The organism is Pedococcus sp. P5_B7, assembly GCF_054049895.1.
Genome location: NZ_JBFULM010000002.1, coordinates 1,124,450 through 1,148,173 on the forward strand (window position 1 = coordinate 1,124,450; position 23,724 = coordinate 1,148,173).

20 protein-coding genes are annotated in these 23,724 nt (G+C 71.6%); 7 read left to right on the forward strand and 13 right to left on the reverse strand.

What is annotated here, in order from left to right; all coding sequences use genetic code 11:
• Nucleotides 1-9: 9 nt before the first annotated feature.
• From ACXJKD_RS08285 to rarD, 7 genes are all read left to right on the forward strand, one after another.
• Nucleotides 10-678: an urease accessory protein UreF gene (locus tag ACXJKD_RS08285; protein ID WP_457253995.1), complete on the forward strand. Its 669-nt coding sequence runs from the start codon at nucleotides 10-12 to the stop codon at nucleotides 676-678.
• The gene (ureG, locus tag ACXJKD_RS08290; RefSeq protein ID WP_457253996.1) at nucleotides 671-1,435 is read left to right on the forward strand and encodes an urease accessory protein UreG; all 765 of its coding nucleotides are present in this window, start codon (nucleotides 671-673) and stop codon (nucleotides 1,433-1,435) included. The genes ACXJKD_RS08285 and ureG overlap by 8 nt, the downstream gene beginning before the upstream one ends.
• Nucleotides 1,419-2,156 (forward strand): urease accessory protein UreD, encoded by a 738-nt coding sequence (locus tag ACXJKD_RS08295; protein WP_457253997.1) that lies wholly within the window; start codon nucleotides 1,419-1,421, stop codon nucleotides 2,154-2,156. The genes ureG and ACXJKD_RS08295 overlap by 17 nt, the downstream gene beginning before the upstream one ends.
• A 67-nt stretch (nucleotides 2,157-2,223) precedes the next feature.
• Nucleotides 2,224-2,472 (forward strand): SCO4226 family nickel-binding protein, encoded by a 249-nt coding sequence (locus ACXJKD_RS08300; protein ID WP_056924295.1) that lies wholly within the window; start codon nucleotides 2,224-2,226, stop codon nucleotides 2,470-2,472.
• Nucleotides 2,473-2,687: 215 nt separating this feature from the next.
• The gene (locus ACXJKD_RS08305; RefSeq protein WP_457253998.1) at nucleotides 2,688-4,631 is read left to right on the forward strand and encodes a 2-oxoacid:acceptor oxidoreductase subunit alpha; all 1,944 of its coding nucleotides are present in this window, start codon (nucleotides 2,688-2,690) and stop codon (nucleotides 4,629-4,631) included.
• Nucleotides 4,628-5,725 carry a 2-oxoacid:ferredoxin oxidoreductase subunit beta gene (locus ACXJKD_RS08310; RefSeq protein WP_457253999.1) on the forward strand — a complete coding sequence of 366 codons (1,098 nt, stop codon included), beginning with the start codon at nucleotides 4,628-4,630 and terminating at the stop codon, nucleotides 5,723-5,725. Before ACXJKD_RS08305 ends, ACXJKD_RS08310 begins: the two co-directional genes overlap by 4 nt.
• 24 nt (nucleotides 5,726-5,749) lie before the next feature.
• Nucleotides 5,750-6,670, forward strand: a complete 921-nt coding sequence (gene rarD / locus ACXJKD_RS08315) for an EamA family transporter RarD (protein ID WP_457254000.1) — start codon at nucleotides 5,750-5,752, stop codon at nucleotides 6,668-6,670.
• 58 nt (nucleotides 6,671-6,728) lie between these two features.
• On the opposite strand, the gene ACXJKD_RS08320 is transcribed toward rarD, so the two are convergent.
• The 13 genes from ACXJKD_RS08320 to ACXJKD_RS08380 all read right to left on the reverse strand — a co-directional run bounded on the left by ACXJKD_RS08320 (nucleotide 6,729) and on the right by ACXJKD_RS08380 (nucleotide 23,601).
• Entirely contained in the window at nucleotides 6,729-9,038 is a 2,310-nt protein-coding gene (locus tag ACXJKD_RS08320) for a glycoside hydrolase family 31 protein (RefSeq protein ID WP_457254001.1), read from the reverse strand.
• Nucleotides 9,035-10,186 carry a glycoside hydrolase family 15 protein gene (locus ACXJKD_RS08325; protein WP_457254002.1) on the reverse strand — a complete coding sequence of 384 codons (1,152 nt, stop codon included), beginning with the start codon at nucleotides 10,184-10,186 and terminating at the stop codon, nucleotides 9,035-9,037. Before ACXJKD_RS08325 ends, ACXJKD_RS08320 begins: the two co-directional genes overlap by 4 nt.
• Before the next feature lie 101 nt (nucleotides 10,187-10,287).
• The gene (locus ACXJKD_RS08330) at nucleotides 10,288-11,553 is read right to left on the reverse strand and encodes an ABC transporter substrate-binding protein (RefSeq protein WP_457254003.1); all 1,266 of its coding nucleotides are present in this window, start codon (nucleotides 11,551-11,553) and stop codon (nucleotides 10,288-10,290) included.
• A gap of 107 nt (nucleotides 11,554-11,660) precedes the next feature.
• Nucleotides 11,661-12,548, reverse strand: coding sequence for a carbohydrate ABC transporter permease (locus tag ACXJKD_RS08335; protein ID WP_457254004.1), 888 nt, complete (start codon nucleotides 12,546-12,548; stop codon nucleotides 11,661-11,663).
• Nucleotides 12,541-13,422 carry a carbohydrate ABC transporter permease gene (locus ACXJKD_RS08340; protein ID WP_457254005.1) on the reverse strand — a complete coding sequence of 294 codons (882 nt, stop codon included), beginning with the start codon at nucleotides 13,420-13,422 and terminating at the stop codon, nucleotides 12,541-12,543. The genes ACXJKD_RS08335 and ACXJKD_RS08340 overlap by 8 nt, the downstream gene beginning before the upstream one ends.
• Nucleotides 13,419-14,633 (reverse strand): ROK family protein, encoded by a 1,215-nt coding sequence (locus tag ACXJKD_RS08345; protein WP_457254007.1) that lies wholly within the window; start codon nucleotides 14,631-14,633, stop codon nucleotides 13,419-13,421. The genes ACXJKD_RS08340 and ACXJKD_RS08345 overlap by 4 nt, the downstream gene beginning before the upstream one ends.
• 121 nt (nucleotides 14,634-14,754) lie before the next feature.
• Nucleotides 14,755-15,282, reverse strand: coding sequence for a DinB family protein (locus ACXJKD_RS08350; RefSeq protein WP_457254008.1), 528 nt, complete (start codon nucleotides 15,280-15,282; stop codon nucleotides 14,755-14,757).
• 25 nt (nucleotides 15,283-15,307) lie between these two features.
• Nucleotides 15,308-15,952 (reverse strand): response regulator transcription factor, encoded by a 645-nt coding sequence (locus ACXJKD_RS08355; protein ID WP_457254009.1) that lies wholly within the window; start codon nucleotides 15,950-15,952, stop codon nucleotides 15,308-15,310.
• On the reverse strand, nucleotides 15,940-17,487 hold the full coding sequence (locus ACXJKD_RS08360) for a histidine kinase (RefSeq protein WP_457254010.1): 1,548 nt from the start codon (nucleotides 17,485-17,487) through the stop codon (nucleotides 15,940-15,942). Before ACXJKD_RS08360 ends, ACXJKD_RS08355 begins: the two co-directional genes overlap by 13 nt.
• A gap of 59 nt (nucleotides 17,488-17,546) precedes the next feature.
• Nucleotides 17,547-20,684, reverse strand: a complete 3,138-nt coding sequence (locus ACXJKD_RS08365) for a hypothetical protein (RefSeq protein WP_457254011.1) — start codon at nucleotides 20,682-20,684, stop codon at nucleotides 17,547-17,549.
• Nucleotides 20,654-21,013, reverse strand: coding sequence for a response regulator (locus ACXJKD_RS08370; RefSeq protein ID WP_457254012.1), 360 nt, complete (start codon nucleotides 21,011-21,013; stop codon nucleotides 20,654-20,656). Before ACXJKD_RS08370 ends, ACXJKD_RS08365 begins: the two co-directional genes overlap by 31 nt.
• Nucleotides 21,014-21,157: 144 nt before the next feature.
• On the reverse strand, nucleotides 21,158-22,459 hold the full coding sequence (locus ACXJKD_RS08375) for a D-arabinono-1,4-lactone oxidase (RefSeq protein WP_457254013.1): 1,302 nt from the start codon (nucleotides 22,457-22,459) through the stop codon (nucleotides 21,158-21,160).
• Nucleotides 22,456-23,601 carry an alanine racemase gene (locus ACXJKD_RS08380; RefSeq protein WP_457254014.1) on the reverse strand — a complete coding sequence of 382 codons (1,146 nt, stop codon included), beginning with the start codon at nucleotides 23,599-23,601 and terminating at the stop codon, nucleotides 22,456-22,458. Before ACXJKD_RS08380 ends, ACXJKD_RS08375 begins: the two co-directional genes overlap by 4 nt.
• Nucleotides 23,602-23,724 lie beyond the last annotated feature (123 nt).

Genomic DNA, 23,724 nt, shown 5'->3' on the forward strand with positions numbered 1-23,724 from the left:
CCAACCGCCATGCTCCCCCACCCCGAGTTCGCAGCCATGCTGCTGGCCGACGGCCGACTGCCCGTCGGCGGCCACACCCAGTCCTCCGGCCTCGAGCCAGCCCTCCTCGGCGGCCTCGAGCCGCGCGACGTGCCCGCCCTGGTGGCCACCCGGCTGCGGACCGTCGTGCTGGTCGACGCGGCGACGGCGGTGGTCGCCCGACACCGCACCCTCGCCGGACTGCCCCTCGACGACCTCCAGCTGGCCTGGGCCGCCCGGACCCCCAGCGAGGTCGTGCGTGCCGCGTCCATCGCGGTGGGGCGGGGGCAACGCCGACTGGCCCAGCGGCTGTGGCCCGGCAGCGCCGCCGCCTCCGCCCTCGCGCCCCTTCCCGCTCCCGCCCGGCCCGTGGCGGTCGGCGCGATGGCCGCCGCGGCCGGTCTCGACGGTGCGCGCACCGCCCGTCTCGTCGCGTACGACGACGTCCAGTCCCTCTGCGCCGCAGCCCTCAAGCTCTGCCCGCTCGACCCGGTCGAGACCACCGAGTGGCTGCTGCACGCCGGTCCCGCGATCGAGCAGGTCGTGGCCACCGTCGCGCACCTGACCGAGCCGGACGGCATCCCTGCGCCGTCCGCGCCGCTGCTGGAGCAGTGGCAGCACGCCCACCCCACCCACGCACGGAGGCTGTTCAGTGCCTGAAACCGCCATTCCAGACACCACCACGCCTGACGCCACCCGCCCCGACGCCACCCGCGCGTTCCGGCTCGGCGTCGCCGGCCCGGTCGGCACCGGCAAGTCCTCGCTCATCGCCATGGTCTGTCGCGAGCTCGGCGACGAGCTGCGACTCGGGGTGGTGACCAACGACATCTACACCGACGAGGACGCCCGGATGCTGCGCGCCGCCGGCGTCCTCGACCCCGAGCGGATCCGGGCCGTGGAGACGGGCGCCTGCCCGCACACCGCGATCCGCGACGACGTGACCGCCAACCTGCTCGCCGTCGAGGACCTCGAGGCCGACTTCGCACCCCTCGACCTGGTGCTGGTGGAGTCGGGCGGCGACAACCTCACCGCGACCTTCTCGCCCGCCTTGGTCGACGCCCAGGTCTTCGTCCTCGACGTGGCCGGCGGCGGCGACGTGGTGCGCAAGGGCGGCCCCGGCATCTCCCGCGCCGACCTCCTGGTCGTCAACAAGACCGACCTCGCGCCCCACGTCGGCGTCGACGCCGACCTCATGCAGGTGCAGGGTCGGGAGGCCCGCGACGGCCGGCCCGTCATCGGCCTGTCGCGCACCGACCCCGCCTCGGTCGCCGAGCTGCGCGCCTGGGTGCTGACGATGCTCGGCGCCCACCGCAGCGGCCACCACGTGCCCGTCGACCCCGGCCCGATGGCCCCCCACACTCACGCTGAAGACGGCACCCACAGTCATGGCGGCGGTGCGGGTGCCCACGCACACTGAGGTCCGCACGGCCCGGGTCGAGCTCTGGGCCCGGGGCGACAGCAGCCGACTCGTGCTGGCCGCCGGCCTGGTCACCCCCCGAGTGGTCCGACAGGAGGGGTCGGGCGCCGAGGTCGCCCTCCTCGCCACGACCGCCACGCTCCTCGGTGGGGACACCCTCCGGCTGGCGGTCGAGGTGGGTCCCGGGATGCGCCTCGACCTGCGCGACGTCGCGGGCACCGTGGCCTACCACGGTCGGGGACTCGGCTGCGTGGTCGACGCCTCGCTGCGGGTGCACGAGGGCGCGACCCTCACCTGGGCCGGCGAACCGCTCGTCGTCGCCGATGGCTCCGCCGTCACCCGCCACCTGCGCGCGGACGTCAGCGAGGGCGGACGCCTGCTGCTCCGCGACCGGGTCGCCCTCGGCCGCAGCGGCCAGGACGGCGGCCGGCTCGACTGCCACACGACCCTGAGGTATGCCGGTCGGCCGGCCCTCGTGGAGCACCTCGAGGTGCGGGCCGGGCTGGGACCGGGCGCCCTCGGGACGGCGCGGGTCGTCGACACCCTCACCGCGCTCGGGTGGCGGCCGGACGCCGTCGCCGGCCACGCGGCATACCGGCTGCACGAACCGGGCAGCGTCGCCCGCGAGCTGCTCGACGAGGCGCACACCTCCGGCCTGCCAGCGGTGTGGGCCGACTGGCACGCCGAGCTCCCAGCCCACCGGGGGCTCCCACCAATTTGACGGAGCCTCCGCCCGGCCGCTCGGGCGTAGTTTGGCAGGACAACCAACCTGAGAAAGGGGCGCCACCATGGGTCAGTTCATGGATGTCCACACCAACATGCCCGGGGTCACCGCCGAGGCGCTGCTCGAGGCACACCGGGCCGACCTCGCCATCCAGGACGAGGAGTCAGTGGACTTCAAGCAGGCTTGGGCCGACCCGGTGAGCGGTCACGTCTTCTGCCTCTCCGAGGGACCGGACAAGGACGCCATCCAGCGCATCCATGAGCGCGCCGGCCACCCCTACGACGAGATCCACGAGATCACCGTCACGGCCTGACCCGCCACGCACCACTCGCGGGCCGGCCCGCCGCCGCTCGCGCACCGCCCGCTCGACCTGTCAGGGCTCAATCCGCCGCGCCCATTAACGACATGCCCGACTGTCCGAAATGCGGGTTGCCCGCATGCCCCGGCGGCAGCCGTCCTACCATGGAAGAACGCCCGCAGGAGGCGAGCGGCGCGCAGACAGCAGATGAACAGGTGGCGGAACACGCAGTGACGCAGACACAGTCGAGCGGCAAGAGCGTCCAACGCCTCGATCGGGTCGTGATCCGGTTCGCCGGCGACTCGGGCGACGGCATGCAGCTGACCGGAGACCGGTTCACGTCGGAGACCGCCGCACTCGGCAACGACCTCTCGACCCTGCCCAACTTCCCCGCCGAGATCCGGGCGCCCCAGGGCACCCTCCCCGGCGTCTCCAGCTTCCAGCTGCACTTCGCCGACCACGACGTCCTGACCCCGGGTGACGCACCGGACGTGCTGGTCGCGATGAACCCCGCGGCCCTCAAGGCCAACCTGCGCGACCTGCCGCGCGGCGCGACGATCATCGCCAACACCGACGAGTTCTCGAAGCGCAACCTCGCCAAGGTCGGCTACGACGCCAACCCCCTCGACGACGGCAGCCTCGAGTCCTGGCACGTCCACCCCGTCGCGCTCACCTCGATCACCGTCGAGGCCCTCGCTGCCTTCGACACCTTGTCCCGCAAGGACAAGGAGCGCGCCAAGAACATGTTCGCGCTCGGGCTGCTGTCGTGGATGTACCACCGCCCGACCACCGGCACCGAGTCGTTCCTGGAGAAGAAGTTCGGCTCCAAGCCCGACATCCTCGCCGCGAACCTCACGGCACTGAGGGCCGGTCTCCACTACGGCGAGACCACCGAGGACTTCGCCGTCTCCTACGAGATCGCGCCCGCCAAGATGGCCCCGGGCACCTACCGCAACATCACCGGCAACGCCGCGCTCGCCCTCGGGCTGGTCACGGCGTCGCACCGAGCCGGCATCCCGCTCGTGCTCGGCTCCTACCCGATCACCCCCGCGTCCGACATCCTGCACACCCTCTCGGGCCTCAAGCGCTACGGCGTGACGACCCTGCAGGCCGAGGACGAGATCGCCGGCATCGGCGCCGCCCTCGGGGCGTCGTTCGGCGGCGCCATCGGGGTGACCACGACCTCCGGCCCCGGCGTCGCGCTCAAGTCCGAGACGATCGGTCTCGGCGTCTCGCTCGAGCTCCCGCTGGTCATCGTCGACGTGCAGCGCGGCGGCCCTTCGACGGGTCTGCCCACCAAGACCGAGCAGTCCGACCTGCTCCAGGCGATGTTCGGGCGCAACGGCGAGTCCCCGGTGCCGATCGTGGCCCCGCAGTCCCCCGCCGACTGCTTCGACGCCGCGCTGGAGGCGGTGCGGATCGCCACGACCTATCGCACCCCGGTGTTCCTGCTCTCCGACGGCTACCTCGCCAACGGCTCCGAGCCGTGGTCGATCCCGTCGGTGTCCGAGCTGCCCGACCTGACCGTCGAGTTCGCGACCGAGCCCAACGACACCGACGACAAGGGCGAGCCGGTCTTCCACCCGTACCTGCGCGACGAGACCACCTTGGCCCGACCGTGGGCGATCCCCGGCACGCCCGGCCTCGAGCACCGGATCGGCGGCATCGAGAAGGCCAACGTCACCGGCAACATCTCCTACGACCCCGACAACCACGACCTGATGACCCGTCTGCGGGCCGCCAAGGTCGAGCGGATCGCCGACACCATCGGTGACCTCGAGGTCGACGACCCGAGCGGGGAGGCCACCGTGCTGGTCCTCGGCTGGGGGTCGACCTACGGGCCGATCGCCGCCGCGGCGCGCAGCGTCCGCAACACCGGCGCCAAGGTGGCCAGGGCCCACCTGCGCCACCTCAACCCGTTCCCCGCCAACACCGGCGAGGTCCTGCGGCGCTACGACCGGGTGCTCGTCCCCGAGATGAACATGGGCCAGCTCGCGATGCTGCTGCGCGCCAAGTTCCTCGTCGACGTCCACTCCTTCACCCAGGTGCGTGGGCTGCCGTTCACCACGGTCGAGCTCGCCGACGCCATCGTGTCGCTCGCCTCCGGCGACGACGCCCTGGCTCCTGACAGCAAGGCCACCGACGCCGTGGCCGCCAAGGGAGGACGAGCATGACCACCAACCTGGGTATGCCGGGCAGCGCCCCTCCCAGCGGCACCGCGGGGGTCCCGCACCTCGCAGAAGACGCCCCGAAGCAGACCAAGAAGGAGTTCACCTCCGACCAGGAGGTGCGCTGGTGCCCCGGGTGTGGCGACTACGCCATCCTCGCCGCCGTGCAGGGCTTCCTGCCCGAGCTCGGCCTCAAGCGCGAGAACACGGTGTTCGTATCCGGGATCGGCTGCTCGTCGCGGTTCCCCTACTACCTCGACACCTACGGCATGCACTCGATCCACGGGCGCGCGCCGGCCATCGCCACCGGCCTGGCCACCAGCCGCCCCGACCTGTCGGTCTGGGTCGTGACCGGTGACGGCGACGCGCTGTCGATCGGCGGCAACCACCTCATCCACGCCCTGCGCCGCAACGTGAACCTCACGATCCTGTTGTTCAACAACCAGATCTACGGCCTCACCAAGGGGCAGTACTCGCCGACGTCGGAGGTCGGCAAGGTCACCAAGTCGACCCCGATGGGCTCGGTCGACCACCCGTTCAACCCGGTGTCCCTTGCCCTCGGTGCCGAGGCGACCTTCGTGGCCCGGACGACCGACACCGACCGCAAGCACCTCACCGAGATCCTGCGCGCCGCCGCTGAGCACCGCGGCACCTCCCTGGTCGAGATCTACCAGAACTGCCCGATCTTCAACGACGGCGCGTTCGACCTCATCAAGGACCGCACGCAGCAGGAGGCGCGGATCGTCAACCTCGCCGACGGCGAGCCCGTGGCCGTCGGGCCCGAGGACGACCGGCAGGTGCTCGTCCGCAGTGCGGGCGGCACCATGGAGTTCGTCCCGCGGGCCGAGTCCGAGGGTCGTGACGTGGTCGTCCACGACGCCGGCGCTGCGGACCCCACCCAGGCCTTCGCGCTGTCAAGGCTGGACTCGCCCCAGATGACGCACGTGCCGATGGGCATCTTCCGCAGCGTCTCCCGGCCGACCTACGACGACATGGTCCGGGCCCAGGTGGACGCCGCCATCGACACCGCTGGTGGCCGCCCCACCGACGCCGACCTCGACGCGCTGATCCACGGTCGCGACACGTGGACCGTGGCGTGACCCACGACCCGTCCACCGCCTGAGGTGCCGGCGGACGAAGGGCGGCGCGGCGCGGCATACGGGTTCATCGCCTATGCGAACTGGGGGGCCTTCCCGCTCTACTTCGCGGCGCTCAAGCCGGCCGGCGCGTGGGAGATCCTCGCGCACCGCATCCTGTGGACCCTCCTGCTGTGCGCCCTCGTGCTGCTGGTGCGGCGCGACCTCGCCTGGGTGCGGCAGCTGTGGCAGCGCCCGCGACTGGGACTCGGCGTCACCGCCGCCGCGCTGCTCATCGCCGCGAACTGGGTGATCTACGTGGCCGCGGTGCTCGGCGGTCGCACCACCGAGGCGGCCCTCGGTTACTTCCTCAACCCCATCGTCACGGTCGCGCTCGGTGTGGTCGTGCTGCGCGAGCGGCTGCGCCCGCTGCAGTGGGTCGCGGTGGGCATCGGCGCCCTCGCCGGCGTCTACCTGAGCGTGGCCGCGGGGTCGGTGCCCGTCGTGGCGCTGAGCCTGGCCATGTCGTTCGGCCTCTACGGCCTCGTCAAGAAGAAGGTCGGCGCGTCGCTGGAGGCGATGCACTCGCTGACCGCCGAGACCGCCGTGCTCGCGCCGATCGCCGTCGTCATGCTCGCGGTGCTGACCAGCCGGGGCGACACCACCTTCACCACCGAGGGCGAGTGGCACACGACGCTGCTCGTCGCCGCCGGGGTGGCGACCGCGACCCCGCTGCTCCTCTTCGCCGCGGCGGCGCGGCGGGTGCCGCTCGTCACGATCGGCCTGCTGCAGTTCATCACCCCGGTGCTCCAGCTCCTGTGTGGCGTGCTGCTGCTCGACGAGCACCTGTCGCGCAGCCGGTGGGTCGGCTTCGGCATCGTGTGGGTGGCGTTGGTGGTGCTCAGCGTCGACTCGATCAGGAACCTGCCGCGCAGGGGCCGACCGGACCCCGAGCCCGTCCTCCCCTGACCGAGCGCGCGCGTCGTCGCCCCGTGCTCCTGACCCGTCGCTCACGCCATCCGGCGCCTCACCCCTCGAAGATCACTGACAGCCCGCTGGACCACGCCTCCGCCAGCGCATAGACGGGGACGATGTCGAGGGGGACGGGCCGGACGACCTCGCCGCTGCTCACCGCGTCGCCGGTCCAGACGTCGACCCAGCTTCCCTCGGGCAGGTAGGTCGCCCAGCTGTCCGGGCCGGCCTCGGTCACCGGGTTGACCAGCAGGTCGGCGCCGAGCATCCACTGTCGCGGGTGCTGCCAGACCCGGGGGTCTGCCGGGTGGTCGAAGAACAACGGACGCATGAGCGGTCGGTCCGTGTCGACCGTGATGGCTGCCTGCGCTGCCAAGTAGGCCACCAGTCGCTCCCGCAGGTGGGCGAACCGGCGGAACACCGGCACGACTCGGTCGTCGTGCGTCTGCTCGCCCACGTGCCAGGGCGTGCGGTCGCGGAGCGGGAGCTGGTGGTGGTTGAACTCGGAGTGGTACTGCATGATCGGCATGAAGGTGGACGCGCCCGCCGCCCGCAGATAGAGCTCGGCGTCGGGGACTGGTCCGGAGAACCCCGCGAGGTCCCAGCCCCAGTAGACGATCCCGCACGACGCGGCAGTCAGGCCGGCCGTGATCGAGTTTCCGAACGCCTCCCAGGTCGAGTCCTCGTCCCCGGCCCAGAAGACGCCGTGCGCCTGCGACCCCGTGAAGCCGCTGCGGGAGAAGGTCACCGGCGCCTTGCCGTGCTTGCGCAGGAGGTCGCCGAACGCCTTGGCGTAGTGCACCGGATAGAGGTTGTTGCCCTCGTCGCCCCGGCGCCCGTCGGCATACTCCAGGTCGTGGCCCCACGCGTGCTCGCCGCCGTCGGTCTTGAACCCGTCGACCCCGAGCCCCTCCACGAGGTAGTCGCGCTTTGCGGTCCACCAGTCACGGGTGCGCTGGGTTGACAGGTCTGGCATCAGCGCCTGGGGAAACCACCAGCCACGGTTGAGGTATGCCGTCCCGTCGGCCTCCCGGACCGCGTGCCCGCCGTCGACCATCGCCGATCCCTCGGCGAGCACCTGGTCGTGCAGCCCGGCCTCCGACCGAGCCGTCTTGAGCAGGGGGATCTGCCAGAACAAGACCTTGATGTCGCGGTCGTGCAGCGCGTCCACCATGGCCTTGGGATCGGGCCAAGCGCCCTCGGCGGGATAGGTGAAGTCCGTTGCGGCGAAAGGGGTTCCGTCAGCCCGGACGTCGTAGGTCGCGTCGCGGGGGATCATGATTCCCTCCTCGTCGCTCCAGGCCTCGATCACCACGGCGCCGACGGGGATGTCGAGCTCGCGGTGGGTCTCCATCCGGGCCAGCACGAGGTCCTGGGTGTTCCACTCGTTGCCCGAGGCCCAGAGCCGGAAGACCCAGTCCGGGAGCTCCTCGGCCCTGCCAGCTTCGTCCAGGAAGGCGGACAGCACCTCGATCGGCGAACCGTCATAGATGCCCAGGTTGACCTGTGCCACGCGGCCACCACCCACCTCGAGCTCGACCCGGAGCTGGTCAGGCGCGCTGGCGCCGACGTCGTACCAGGACCGACGTGACGTGCGGAGGTGAAAGCCCCACGCCGAACCGTCCGCCCCGACGATGTGGGCAAACGGCATCGGCAGGTAGGTGCGTCCGTGGGTCCCCTGGGACTTGTACTGCTCGAAGACGACGGCGTCGAGGCGACGCCCCAGCTGGTCGAGGTGGTCGAACCTCTCGCCGAACCCCACGACGTGGTCTCCCGGTGCGAGCGACAAGGCGAACCTGGCCCGCTGCAGGCCGGTGGCCGTGACCAACCACTCGACCGAGTCCTCGACCAGCCGGCGGCCACCACCGGAGAGGGTCGCCTCGAGCCCGTCGGGGACGGTGGCGGTCCAGCGGGCCGGTCGGACCTCGAACCAGTCGGTCGTGGCCCCAAGGCCGTCCCCCGTCCCGGTCGGTAAGTCGCCCCTCGTGGTCGGGTCGTCGCCCGTCGTGGCGGTGAAGCGGTAGCTGTACCCCGCTTCGTCGTCGACCGACGGGCTCTGCACGGCCCACCCGCCGTCGCCGCCGAGAGAGGCAGCCTGGGCCTCCGCGAGGTGGCCCTCGCCGCCCGCCAGCGCCGCGGCTGAGGCGGCGTCGGCCCGTCGGGGGGACAACGGCAGCCGGACGACCTCCCCGGTCGTGTCGCGCCACTCGCAGGTGACGCTGACGACGCTCGGGTGCGCGACCACCCCGAGCAGCACGCTCTGGCCAGCCTCGGGCTGGACCGGGATCCGCTGGTCGAGGGAGGTGGCGTAAGGGTGCTCGATCCCGTGGGGCCGGTGGGTGAGCAGGGTCGTGGAGGAGGTCACGTGTCCAGTCCTTCGAGCAGGCCGAGCTCGTCGGCGAGGATGAGGTACATGCCGTGCGACCACAGCAGTGGGGTGGCGACCGGCCCCCAGCGGTCGAGCCACTCCTGGCGCGAGCCGGGGTGTCGCAGGTGGTTCGGCACCTGTTCGGGGAGGTCGCCCTCGTCGGTGGCCTGGTCCACGATCCATCGCAGGTGGCGCCAGGCACCGTCCACGTCACCTGCGGACGCCTTGTTCCAACCCAGCAGGGCACTGAGCAGCAGCCACTGGCCGCCGCCGTAGAAGACGTCGGCCCGGAACCGGTGGACGCCACCGTCGAGGTCCAGGTCAGACCCGACCGAGGCGAGCGTCGCGGCAGCCATGGGGTCGTCGACCCCGACCAGCCCGAAGGGAACGATGCAGGCCGGCAGCGAGCCGTCGACCGCGTCAGAGCCGAGCCACTTCGACAGGCGTCCGTCGACCACGCCCTCGTCGAGGACCAGAGCCCGCGCCCGCGCGGCCGTGGCGCGGGCCGCCCGGTCGCGTTGGGGGTCAAGGACTCCAGAGCCGGCAATGGCCACCAGTCCGCCGTGGATCGCCCCCAGGGTCGAGGTGTGCCGGTGCTCGACGTGCTCCTCCCACCAGTCGTAGCAGGGCAGGTCCCAGAACTCGGTGGTGAAGTCGAGGGCGACCTCGATGCCCGGCAGCCACCGCCCCAGGTCACGGCCATGACGCTCCGCATGGGTGACGACCGACCACAGCCACATCCCGTAGCCATCGGTCTGGAAGTCCCACCAGGGATCCGAGCCGTCCTCGCCGGTGAAGGTGAATCGGGTGGGGAGCATCCGGTTCAGCGGGATCGCTGCACCTGCCGCCTTGAGCGCGAGCAGGTCGTCCACCTGGCCGCGACGCGCAGCGAGCACACGGCATACCCAGTCATGGAAGCCATCAGCGGACCTGACGTCGCCATAGCGCGAGATCCCCTCTGCCGTAAAAGATCCGTCGCGCAACCAGGCATAGCCACGGTACGCAGAGAAGGTAGGCGAGGCTGGGTAGGCACCGTCTGGATCCTGGTGGGAGGTGATGACCTCGTGGCTACGGCGGGCCAGCTCGCGGAGCCGGTCCAGCTCGTCGGGCGTGGCGGGGGTGGAGGCGTCGTTGAGGACAGTCATGGGTCTCTCATGTCGAAGAGCTGCCGGGGCCCGGTGCGGTTCCGGTTGGGGTTCCGGTGAGGTCCCGGTGGGGGTCCGGGCCCCGGCAGCGGCGGAAGTGCCTACTTCAGCAGGGCGTCAACGGCCTTCTGGGCAGCGGCCAGCGCCGCGGACACGTCCTTGCGTCCCGCCGCCGCGGCCGTGAGCTCCTTGTTGACCGCGTCCTGCATCTCCTGCTGCCGCTCGATGACGGGCGGGAGCGCGGTGGCCTCGAGCGAGTCGAAGACCGCCTTGCGGTTGGCCGGCTTGCCTGCGTCGAGGTAGCTCGACAGCTTGGCCTGGTCTGCGACTGGCGGCAGCTCCCAGCTGGTGGCCAGACGCGCGGAGACCATGTCGTCGGAGGACGTCAGGAAGGTCACCCACTTCTGGGCCGCGGCCTGGCTCTTGCTCTTCGCGGAGACGACCGCCCCGTTGGTGAACATCGCGGAGGCCTTGGTGGTGTTGCCCGGCTCGACGGCGATGTCCCAGTCGAACTTGGCGTCCGCCATGCCCGAGAACATCCAGATCCCGCTGTGCCACATCGCGAGCTTGCCGTCCTTGAACAGCTTGGAGTCGAAGTCGGGCGTGCCTGCGCCCTGCGCCTCGGTAGGCATCGTGGTGCCCGACTTGGAGACCAAGAAGGTCGCGGCCTGCTTGCCCGCGTCCGAGTTGAAGGTCGCGGACTTCTTGTCGGCGGAGAGGAACTCGCCACCGGACTGGGCCAGCGCCTTGTAGAACTCGAAGAAGGACACTGGCTGGTAGTCACCCCAGACCTTCTTCGACTTGTTGGTCAGCTTCTTGGCTGCGGCCTGCTCGTCGGCCCAGGTCCACGACGGCGTCGGCTCCGCGACTCCTGCAGCCTTGAACAGGTCCTTGTTGTAGAACAACACGACGTTGGAGAACGACTCGGGCAGTCCGTACTGCTTGCCGTCAGCGCTGAACGCGTCGAGCAGGGACTTCTTGTAGGCCGCTCCGTCGACTCCCTTGAGCTCGGCGAGCGAGCCATTGGAGGAGTAGGTGACGAAGTTCTCGTAGTTGAGCTCGAACGCGTCACCCGCGGTTCCGCCTGCCACCGCCGTCTGCAGCTTGGTGAAGTAGTCGTCGTACGGCGTGGTCTCGATCTGCACGGTGATGTCGGGGTTGGCCTTCTCGAAGGCCGCCTTGATCGCGTCGAGGTCCTTCTCGTGACCGCCGTTGGCCGAGAAGTTCATGTAGCGGATCGTGGTCTTGCCACCGGACGACACGGCGTCGACCGACTTCGTGGCTGACCCCTGGGCGCAGGCGCCCAGCGCCAGCACCAAGCCAGCGGCGATGACAGGCGCCACGGTGCGCCTGGCGATGTTCCTCATGGTGTTCCTTTCGGGCCTGCCGCGTTCCGGGTGGCGCGCGGTCGGGACTGCAGTGTCGGACTGTCTTTCGAACGTGTCTGTCGAACGTGTCTGTCGGACGGTGGGGGCTACTTGATGCCGGTGTGCGCGACTCCGGCGATGATGTGCCGCTGGGCCAGGAGGTAGACCACGGCGATGGGCAGGATCGAGAAGACCGAGCCGGCCATCACGACGTCCCACTGCGTGGTGAACTGGCCCTGGAGGGTGGCCAGGCCGAGCGGCAGCGTCATGAACTCGGGCGAGCGGATGACGACCAATGGCCACAGGAAGCTGTTCCAGCTGCCCATGAAGGCGAACACCGCCACGGTCGCCAGGGCTGGCCGGATCAGCGGCAGGATGATCGTGAGGAAGATCCGCAGGTGGCCGGCCCCGTCGATGGTGGCGGCCTCGTCCAGCTCACGCGGCACCGACTCCACCGCCTGCCGCAGCAGGAACACCCCGAACGCCGAGGCGATCGACGGCGCGAGCAGCGCCATGTAGGTGTCCTGCAGGTTGAGCGTCTTCATCTCGATGAAGAGGGGCACGACCAGCACCTGCATGGGCACCATCAAGGTGGCGAGGTAGAGCGCGAAGACAACTCCCTTGCCCCGGAACTTCAGCCGGGCGAACCCGTAGGCCGCCATCGAGCCGGTCACCAGCTGCAGCAGGGTCGACACCACGGCCACCCACAGCGAGTTGGCGACGATCCGCCACATCGGCAGGGTCTCCAACAGCGTGCGGTATGCCGCGAGGGTCGGGTTCTTGACGAACAGCGTGGGCCCACCCGCCAGGCTTCCCTCCGGTGTGATGGAGGTGACCACGGTCCACAGGAACGGGAACAGCATGACGACCGCTCCGGCCAGCACCGCGGCATACCGGAGCACGGTCCACGTCGACAGCGGTCGGCGCGGACGGGACGACAGCGCCACCGGGGTGACCGGCGCGGGCGGAGCCAACGGGGCACGGGTGTCAGGCATAGTTCACCCACCGACGCTGGCCGCGGATCTGGACCACGGTGATGAGCAGGATGACCGCGAACAGGATCCACGAGAGGGCACTCGCCTCGCCGGCTCGACCGTAACGGAAGGTGAGGTCGTAGACCTGTCCGACGACGACCTGGCTCGACCCGGACGGACCACCGCCGGTCATGACGTAGACCTGGTCGAAGACCTGGAAGCCGTTGATCAACGAGATGACGACGACGAAGAAGGTGGACGGGGACAGCAGGGGCAGGGTGATCCGCCAGAAGCGCTGCCACGAGCCGGCGCCATCGGCCCAGGCGGCCTCGAGGACGTCCTGGGGAATCGCCTGGAGCCCGGCCAGCATGATGACCATGACAAAGCCCAGGTCCTTCCACGCCGAGGAGAGGATGACGGCCGGGAGCGCCCAGTTGGGGTCGGTCCACCAGCCCGGCTGCGGGGCGCCCACGGCACCGAGCAACGTGTTGACCAACCCGTTGGTCGGGTTGAGCAGCCACTTCCAGACCAGTGCCACCACGACCCAGCTCGTGACGACGGGCAGGAAGTAGGCGGCCCGGAAGAAGGAGCGGCCGGCCAGCTTCTGGTTGAGGGCCAGGGCCAGCGCCAGGCCGCCGGCGAACACGATCGGCAGGTAGCCGGCGCAGTAGATGAGCGTGTGGAGGAAGACGCTGCGTGTTCCGGGGTCGGTCAGCAGGTTGCGGTAGTTGTCCAGGCCCACCCACTGCATGGGGGAGATGAGGTTCCACTCGTGCAGGCTGACCCAGATCGACGAGGCCATCGGGGTCGCAGTGAACAGGATGAGCGGGATCGCGCTGGGCGCCAGGAAGAACACCACCCAACCCACGTTGCGCCACCCCGCTCGGCTCGTCACGAGGCACCGCCCACGGCGGCCGACTGCATCCGCTCCCGCACCAGCTCACCCTGCGACCCGGCCGTCTCGGCGTCGAAGGGTGCTGCGAGGACGAGTGATGCGGCGCCGACCGCCCACTGGTCCTCGGTCCAGGACTCCACTGCACAACGGATTCCCCGGCGGGTCGGCATCAGGCAGGCCCGGAACGACTCCTCGAACCCGTCCTCCCAGAACTCCCACTCGGTCATGCCCTCGCCCATGAGGAGGACCAGCTCGGGATCGAGGACGTTCACGACGCCGGCGAGCGTGCTGCCGAGCATCCGGCCTGCCTCGCGGTAGACGGCCAGGCCGCCGGCGTTTCCCCCGCGCGCCGCCCCGACGAGGTCGCTGATGGTGCCGCCGACGTCGATCACGCCGCGGTCGATCGCGGCCGCGACCAGCCCGGACTCGCCGATGTGCGCCTCGAGGCAGCCGGTGTTGCCGCAGCCGCAGAGCGGGCCGTCGGCGGTGACCGGGAAGTGGCCGAGCTCCCCCGCGCCACCGTGGGCCCCTCGGCTGACCGAGCCCTGTTGGACGATGCCGAGCCCGACCCCGAAGCCGATGGTCACGACGAGGTAGGACTCGTGCGACCGACCGATGCCGTAGACGCTCTCCGCCGCGGCAAGGGTGTTGACGTCGTTGTCCACGAGGACGGGCACGCCCAACGCCTCACGCAGGCGAGAACCCACTGGCGCGCGGTCCCATCCCAGCGTGGGCGCGTCGACGATGCCCGACGCCTGGGAGTCGACCGCGCCGGGCAACCCGACGCCGACCCCGAGCAGTCGGCCCTCGTGCTGCGCCACGGCCTCACGCAGGATGTCCGCCAAGGCGTCCAGTGCGGCCGGGCGGCCCGCGTCGAAGGGAACCGCCCTGGACGAACGCACCGTGCCATCGAGGTCGACGGACACGAGCGCGACGTGGTTCGGGGTGACCTTGGCGCCGATCGCACCGCCGGCACTGCGCACCAGTCCCAGGAGTGTGGCCGGACGACCACCCTGGCTCGGGACCGACTCCAGCTCGGTCACCAGCTCGCGGGTGAGGAGCTCCTTGATGGTCTGGGTGACCGTCGCGGGGCTGACCCCCAGCACCCGCGCGATGTCGGCCCGTGACGACGGACCACGGGTCCCGAGCAGCCCGAGCACGGCGGCACGCACGAGGTGGCCACGGGTGGCAACTGGTCCGGTCGGAGACATCGTCGGCTCTACCCTTTGTTTGATACTAAATTTAGGGTGAACCTAAGTCTCGGCGGAACTCCTGTCAACCACTTCCGCCCAACTGGTGCGCGAAGTCGGAGAATCGTGACCGCGATCGCTGCTACTTGTCGGGCACGTGGTGGCCGGTGCCCCCGTCGATGAGCTCCCGCAGGATGTCGGCGTGGCCCGCGTGCCGGACGGTGTCCTCGATCATGTGCACGAGCACCCAGCGCAGGCTGACCGGGCGTCCCGTGTATGCCGTGCCGGTCGCATCCAGCGGCAGCTCGAGGATCGCCGCGTCCGCGGCCGCCCAGGCCCGGCGGTAGAACGCCACGATGTCGGCCGTGGCTTCACCGTCGGCCGCCCGCATGTCGGCCTCCAGGTCCTGGGAGATGTCGGTCAGCGGCTCAGTGGGCCGGCCGAACGTCTCGCAGAACCAGCCGTACTCGGCGTTCGCGAGGTGCTTGACCAGCCCGACCAGGTTGGTGCCGCTGGGCACCATCGGGCGCCGGACCTCCTCGTCGGAGAGCCCGTCCAGCTTCCAGACCATGACGTCGCGGTGGCTCTGCAGTGCGGCGAGCAGGGTCGTCTTCTCGTCGGCCTCGTAGGGAGAGGGCACGGCTGCAGAGGTCTGGGTCGGCGTACTCATCCCGCGAGGCTAGCGACGGCGGGTGTCAGCCGGACCCGAGCCAGGCGAGCGCCGACAGCACCCGGCGGTTGACGTACTGGTCGTCCGGCAACCCCAGCTTTGCGAAGACGTGCTGGGCGTGCACCTCGACGGTGCGCATGCTGATGTCCAGGCGGCGGGCGATCCCCGCGTTCGTCAGGCCCTCCGCGATCAGGCCGAGGACGTCCCGCTCGCGATCCGTGAGTCCGCCCGGGCCCCGCGCCGCCACGGCCGGCAGCAGCTCGGCGACGATCGAGGGGTCGACGACGCACTCCCCCGCCGCGATCCGGTCGAGCGCATCGACCAGGGTGCTCGCCTCGAGCACCCGGTCCTTGAGGAGGTAGCCGACCCCTCCGGAGACACCGTCGAGCAGGGGCAGGACGAAGTCCACCTCGACGTGCTGGGACAGGACGAGCACCCCGGTGGCGGGGTACTGCGCCCGGATCGTGGCAGCGGCCCGGAGCCCCTCGTCGGTGAACGTCGGCGGCAACCGGATGTCCAGCACGGCGACGTCGGGACGGTCCACTGCCACCACGGCCATCAGCCGGTCGAGGTCCCCCACGTCGGCGACGACCTCCACGCCCGCGCGGTCGAGGGTGCGGACGATGCCCTCCCGGGTCAGCAGCTGGTCCTCGACGACTACGACGCGCACGGCAGCACCACGGTCAGCACTCCCCCAGAATGACCCAGTCGTCCACCGAGCGCCTCCACCATGTCGGGGAGCACTCCGGCCACGTCCGGGGGGCCGCCGGCGACGCGCAGCGTCACCGCGGTGGCACCGAGAGGCGTTCGGCCCACCCCGTCGACCGGACCGTCGACTGCCACTCCCTCGACCTGGACCTCGACCTCCACCTCGACCTCCACCTCGACCTCCACCTCGACCTCCACCTCGACGGTGACCCCTGCGGACTCGCCCCGCGAGACGGAGTCGGACACCACGGCATACGCGGCTCGCTCGACCGGTGCCGGAAGCCGTCTGTCGGGCACGGCACCGACCACGAGCGGGACCGTGGCCCGGCGGGCCAGGCTGCGCAGGGCCGGGCCGAGCCCGCTGGTCGCGAGCAGAGGGGGGTACAACCCGTGCGACAGCGCACGCAGGTCCTCGAGGGCCTGCCTGGCCTGACTGAGACAGCTCTCGAGGACCGGTCCGTCGGGATGGCCCGGCGGCACGTCGGCCAGGGCGCCACGCAGGTCGAGGCCGAGGGCGAGGAGCTGTTGCTGGACCCCGTCGTGCAGGTCGCGCTCGATGCGCCGACGCTCCCGGTCGCCCAGCTCGACCACCAGCGAGCGGGACGTCGACACCTGACGCACCCGGGCTGCCAGGGCCGCGGAGAGCCGCTCGTTGTCCAGGGTGAGTCGGGCTGGCACGTCAAGCGCACGTTCGAGGTCGGGGTGGCCTTCGCGCGAGCCCTGCTCCACCGCGGCCGTGACGGCGCCCGCCCAGCGCAACCGGGTGGCCCCCGGTGGCGGCGGGCGACGCGGCACGCCCGCAGGCGTGACCCAGCCGCCATCCTCGGGCACCCAGTAGGATACGTCGAGGTCGGCATCGCCCCAGGCCTCACGCAGCAGGTCCGCAAAGGGGCGGCCTGAGCGGAGGGTCTCGACGAGCCCGCGCAACCGACGCTGAGCGATCGCAGCGCGGTAGTCCTCGACCCCGACCACCACGGTGGCTGCCACCAGGGCGACGGCACCGCCGACGTCGACGCTGACGAGGGCGACGACCAGCCCGGCAGCGACGACGACGGTTTCCGCGGCTGCGCCGTTCCGCGCCGCGTGAGCTCCCAGGGCGAGGAGGCCGAGCACCGGTCCCACCGCCGCCAGCCACTCGGCCAGGCCCGGGTGCGCAGCCAGGACGATCCCGCTGGGGCGGCAGTCGACGCAACCCAGCTGAAGGAAGGGGTCGTACACCAGCGCGCGAACCGGTCCAGCGAGGATCGCCCCGGCCAGCGCGACCCACGCACCGCGGCGGGGCATGAGCACGGCGGTCGCCCCCAACAGGCCGGCCATCGGGCCCACCGCGAGGCCGAGGTCACGCGCCGGCAGGACCGAGGTCGGGTCGTCGGCTGCCGACACCGCCACCAGAGCCACTCCACCGAGGACGAGGACGGCATACCGGCGCCGCTGCCGACCGCCGACGAGGCCGAGGGCGATGGCCACCACGACGGCCACGCCCAGACCCGCGCTCACCCCCACGTCAGTGATCAATGGTGCCGCGCACCCCTCGGTTCGGCGCGTGGCCGCGGTCACTAGGGCGCGGCACGGTGCATCCCACCGGCGAAGAACGACTGGTCGAGCGCGACGTCGTAGAACCGCTCCGCCTGCCAGTCGAAGGACACGACGTCACCCGCGCGGCGGAAGGTGCCGGCCATCAGGCCCCAGCACGCGGTGTTGCCGTCGACCCCGAAGCGCAGCGTCACCCTGTCACCAGCGGTGACGAACACCGCGGTGCAGTCGCCACCCTGGGCCTGGTCGACAGCTGCCTCGCCGTTCTTCACCACGAAGGTCCACACGCCGGCGTTAGTGACGGCATCGGCGTCTGACACTCCGGCCGCACGCATGACGTCGGGGTCGACGTCGACGCGCCACGTGCCGTCAAGCAGTGTCTGTGGTCCTTGCGGCGCAAGGGAATAGACATCGGTTGCGGCGCTGTGCAGGTTGTCGCAGGTCGCCCCGGTTGGCGCTGCCTCCGGCCCCCTCAGGGCAAGGATGCGGTCCACGAGGCTCGCGACCCCGGTGTCCCGACGGGCCGCCGCGACGACCGGTGCCAGCGCGGCACCGAACGCCTCGAGCTCGGCGGTCGTCAGCTGCGCCGAGGCCGCCGAGGGTGAGGCGCACCAGCGCTGCAGGCCCCGCGCCTCCGTGTCGCGCCGGGCCACCCCTGCACGTATGCCGTCGCGCACGATGGCTCCGAGCTGTCGCCGTTGCTCGGCGGACAGGGCTGCGTGCACGCTGCGGCGCATGACGACCACGTCGACCTTGGTGTACAGCGTGAGGTTCGACGCGACCACCGCCGGGAGGGTCAGGGCTCCCGGTTGCTGGAACGACGTCTCGATTCCCGCGATCGCGCGCTTCTCCACCTTCCGGGTCCGGACCTCGCCCACGCTGTGGTCGGTCGTCGCTCCGAGGGCGCCAAAGATCGCCTCCACGCCGGGTCCGACGCGAGTGTTCACGACCTCACCCCGGTAGTCCGTCGGAGCGTCGAACGCCTCGGGGCCGTAGGTGAACGGGTGCCGTGCGCCACCTGGCACCAACGCGAGGCCCACGAGACCCAGGCGGTCGACGTCAGCCATCAGGGCGGCTGCCACCGGGTCGGCGGCGACCCGAGCCGCATGCTCGGGAGCCTGGATGAGCAGGGGCAGCTGGAGTGGTGTCAGCGACACCGCCCCTGCCGCGACGAGACGGTCGGCCCGGATCACGCTGAGGTCCGCCTGACCGGCCCGCAGCGCGCCCAGCGTGCCGCCTTCCTCGTCCTCCGACTCTGTCGCCGAGGGAAGCTTGGTCGCCGGGCCCAGCACCACCGACGAGCCGCGCGAGGCGCGGACCAGCTCCTCGAGCACGTCGGCACCGATCCCGCCGGGCCCGTTGCCGTACATGGTTCTGAGCAGGACCGGGTCGGCGTCGCGTCCGCTGCGCGCCAGCGGACCGGCACAGGCCGACAGCACCAGGACCAGGCACAGACCCAACAGCGCGACGACGCTGGGCTGCCCGCTGGACGCATCCTCGCCGGCTGGCTGCCCACCCCGGAACGCAGGACCCGACGGTCCGGACGTCACCGGAAGCCGCAGCTCGAGCTCTGCACCACCCGAGGTTCTCGAGCGCGCAGTGAGGGTGCCGCCCAGCGCGGTCGCGCGCTCCAGCAGGCCACCCAGTCCGTGACCGGTCGGGTCGACCCCGCCCGGCCCGTCGTCGCGGACCACCAGCCGGAGCTCGTCCCCGCTGAGGCGGGCGATGACCACGACCTCGGCACCCGGGGCGTGCTTGGTCGCGTTCGCCAGCCCCTCGGCACAGGTGAACCACGCCGCGCGGGACACCGAGGGCCGCGGCCGCCACCCCTCAGGCAGGTGGCACTCCAGCAACGCACCGGTGCCGCTGCGCGCGACGAGCGCGGCCAGCGCCTCCCGCAGGCTGCTCGCGCCCACCGGATCCACCCCGTGGGCGATCTGCAGCAGCTCGTCCCGTGCGCCGGCGGCTCGCGCCGACAGGCCGGCCGGAACCCCGGAGACGGCTCCGGCACGCTCACACGCTTCCAAGGCGTTGACCACGCTGTCCATCCGCGCCACCGGTCCCCGAGCGAGACTGGCCAGGAACCGCTCCCGCTCCGCTTCTGCCGCGCGGACCAACCGCTCCCTCGAGGCCGCGAGCTCGTCAGCCCGCTCCCTGAGCTCCGCCTGGAGCAGGGCGCCTCGTCGGGCGAGCCGCAGCACCTCGCGCACCGACTCGGCCACACCGGCATCCCGGCCGAGTCCGGGGGCGAGTACCGCCACCAGCCGACCGTCCTGGTCCACCACCTCCTCCCCGTCGGTGGGAGTCGTCGTCACCGCGCCTCCTGAGTCGACGAAGGCACCGGCCAGTGGAAAGGCCACCTGGACCAGGTTCCACCCCAACGTCCTGGCCAGGGCCTCCTCCAACCCAGGTGGCGCCTCGGCGTCCCGCCCCGGGTGCCACTCCCGCGGCTCCGGGCCGGCGGCCACGGCGAGCGCTCCGAGCCCCAGCACCCCTTCGAGCAAGGAGCTCGCGGTCGTCGCGGCGGCACCACCGACCCCAGCCGTCACGAGGCCCGTCAGCGCCAGGGCGCCGGCGACTCCGACTGCGAGGACCGCTTCCCCGCGAAGGTCGTCCGGGCCCGGACGACGCGGGAGGCCACCGCGGCGCAGGACCAGGACGACGTAGACCACCCCGGTCGCACCGGTCGCGGCATACGCCCACCGGCCGTAGCCGAGAGCTGCCACGCACGCAGGCAGCAACACCAGCGCAGGCCCGTACCGCACCCAGCCCCGAGCCGCGGGTGCCATGGGTGCCGCGGTACCCGCGTGCCCGGCCGGGACCCGCAGACCCGCGAGGGCGGCCAGGACGACGAGGCTGCCGGGGAGGAGGCCGAGGCGCAGGACCGGCGACTCCAGAGGCGTGGGAAGCAGGCCCGCGAGGCCCACGACGACCCACACGACGCCAGCCACCACGAGCAGCAGACCCACCCGCAACCGACCCCGCCACGCGGCCCCGGCCCCAGCCGCGAGCAGGGCCCAGCCGGCGAACTGGTCGCCGAACAAGGGCTGCGGCGCGGCGGCGACTCGGGGGACCAGCCACCCCGCCAGGGCGACCGCCCCGGCCAGGCCGCTCATGACGAGCGGCGCGATCAGCCCAGCAGCGCCGTGATCGCGTCGCATGCCAGGTCCTGCTTGGCGATGAACCCGGCCACCGGTGCCGCCACGACCCGGGGGTCGGAGCCGGCATCGGCATCGCTCGAGATGATGATCAGGGTGCTCCGGGGACTGGTCTCGGCCAGGTCCTCCGCGAGCTTCAGACCGGCCTCGGAGTCGGGCAGGTTGAGGTCGAGCAGCACCACCTCGGGATCCAGCCGGCGCACCTGGTCGAGGGCCTCGGCGCTGCTGGCGGCGGCGCCGACGACGGTGAAGCCCTCACGACTCAGCCACGCGCTCGCCGACGCCCGGAACTGGGCGTGGTCGTCGACGAGGAGGACGCGGTGGCCCGTCATGGGGCAACGCTACGCGCGCGGGGACACCCTCACCTCGGTGTTTCCCCGTAGTCGCAGCTGCCGGTGTGGGGCGGCCTCGGTCGCGAGCCCGTGGTGCGAGCCCGTGGTGCGAGCCCGTGGTGTGAGTGCGGGCAGGCCACCTGCTCACTGGCCCAGGACGTGGTCGAGGTAGGCGTTGGCGAACCGGCGACCCGGGTCGAGCTGGTGGCGCACCTCGAGGAAGTCGTCGAACCGGGGGTACAGGCCGTGCAGCTCCTCGGCGCCCAGCCTGTGCAGCTTGCCCCAGTGCGGCCGCCCGGCATGCTCGGCCACGATCGACTCGAACGCCGCGAAGGCGCCGTAGTCGTCCATCCGGTGGTACTGGTGGATCGCGATGTAGGCGTTCTGCCGGTCGTACGCCGTGGACAGCCAGATGTCGTCGGCCCCGGTGAAGCGGAGCTCCAGTGGGAAGGTGAGCGGCGCGCGGTGTCGCTCCAACCAGCTGCGCACCTCCATCACGACGTCGGCCACGGCCGCCCGCGGCACGGCATACTCGCTCTCGCGGAAGCGGACCTTGCGCTCGGCGACGAAGACGCGCCAGGAGTCGTCGGTGTACTCGCGCGCACCCAGCAGCCGCGCGCTCACGCTGTTGAGCCGCGGCACGATCGCCGGCGCGGCGGTCGCCGCCCGGTTGGTGACCTCGAACAGCCGGTTGGACAGCAGCTCGTCGTCGAGCAGCGCACGCCAGCGGGGCAGCGGCGCACCGCCGTGGTCGGCACCGACGCGGTCGTTGTGCTTCACCAGCACCCGGTCGGTCAACGGGAACCAGTGCATGTCGACGTGGTCGTGCGCCTCGACGTCGTCCTGCACGCGCTCGAGCACCTCGTGCAGGTCGGCGCTGAACTCCCTGGCGTGCAACCGGAACGCCGGCACGCACTGCAGCTCCACCTCGGTGATGACGCCCAGTGCACCGAGCCCCACCCGGGCCGCCTGGAAGACGCGCGGCTCGACGTCGGCGGAGCACTCCAGGAGGGTGCCGTCGGCGAGCGCGAGCACTAGCCCCGAGACCGCGGCGGCGATGCCCTGCAACCGCAGGCCAGTGCCGTGCGTGCCGGTCGAGATCGCCCCGGCCAGCGACTGGCGGTCGATGTCACCGAGGTTGGGCAGCGCGAGGCCGAGGGCGTGGAGCGCTGGGTTCAGCACGTGCAGCGGGGTCCCTGCGAGGACCCGGACCCGGCTGCGTCCACGGTCGACGTGGGTGATGCCGGTCAGCTCGTCGAGACGCAGCTGGAGCCCGTCCGTGGCCGCGATCGACGTGAAGGAGTGCCCCGCCCCGACGACCTTGACCGGTATGCCGCGTGCCCCCGCCCGCAGGATCGCCGCCGAGACCTCGTCGGGCCGACGCGCGCTGGCCACCTCCACGGGGTGGCTGGTCTGGTTGCCGGCCCAGTTGGTCCACGTGGTCATCCGAAGTTCTTCCCCTCACCCCGGTAGGTCGGCACCGTCTCGACCAGGTGGTCTCCGCTCACCAGGTGGAGGGCGTCGAACCGCTCACACATCTCCCCCGCCTTGGCGTAGCGGAACCACACCTTGTCGCCGAGCGCCAGACCACGGACTCCGTTGCCCTGCAACGGAGTCTGCACCTCACCCACCGCCTCGGACTTGACCAGCTTCACCCCGTCACGGCCGAACGGAGCGGGCACCCGCGACCAGCCGGGCGGCCCCGACGCGACGTAGCCCCCACCGAAGGCCGTGACGAACCCCGGGCCGGGGTGTCGCACGACGGGGAGCGCGAAGGCGGCTGCCGGTTGGGGGGTGAAGTCGTCGTAGCCGTCGAAGAGCGTCGGCCCGTAGAGCCCGGACCCGGCCGCGAGCTCCGTCACCGCCGGGTCCGGACCGGTCACGTGCAGCGAGCCGGTCCCCCCGCCGTTGACGAACTCCAGGTCGGCGACCTCGCGCACGGCTGCGACCACCTCGCCCCGGCGTCGACCGAGGGAGTCGGCGGAGCGCTTCTTCACCATCCGCACGGCCGGCGAGGAGTCGGGGAGGCCGGCGATCTGGGCGTCGTAGAACATCAGGCCGACGACCGAGAGCCCGGCCGCCGAGGCGGCGCGCGCCAGGGCGGCCGCGTCGGCGGGCTCGCGCAGGGGTGAGCGCCGGACCCCCAGGTGCACGCGCCCCAGGCGCAGCGAGGCGTCGACGTCGAGGGCCACCCGCAGACCGTGCGGCCGGTCCAGCGCGGCGAGGAGCTCCACGTGCTCGAGCGAGTCGACGGTGAGGGTCACCTGCGCCGCCTCCGTCGGGTCGGCGGCGAGGGCAGCCAGCGCGGCCCGGTCGACGCTGGGGTAGGCCACGTAGACGTCCTCGAAGCCGGTGGCGACCAGCCAGCGGGCCTCTGGCACGGCATACGCCATCACTCCGGCGAAACCGGGCAGGGACAGCGCCCTCGCCAGCAGGGTGCGGCACCGCACGGACTTGGAGGCCACCCTGATCGGTTTGCCCGACGCCCTCCGCACGAGGTCGGCGGCGTTCGCGTCGAAGGCGTCGAGGTCGACGACGGCGAGCGGGGGCTGCAGGGAGGCGGTGGCACGATCCCAGTGGAGGGTCACCCGCCCGACCCTACCGAGGGCTTACTGGCTGTTCACCGAAAGTCAGGCGACGTTCATCTCTTCGCCGTCGTCAGCAGGAGGTGCCCTTCCTAGGTTTGAGCGTGACCGCGTCCCGCAGCGCGC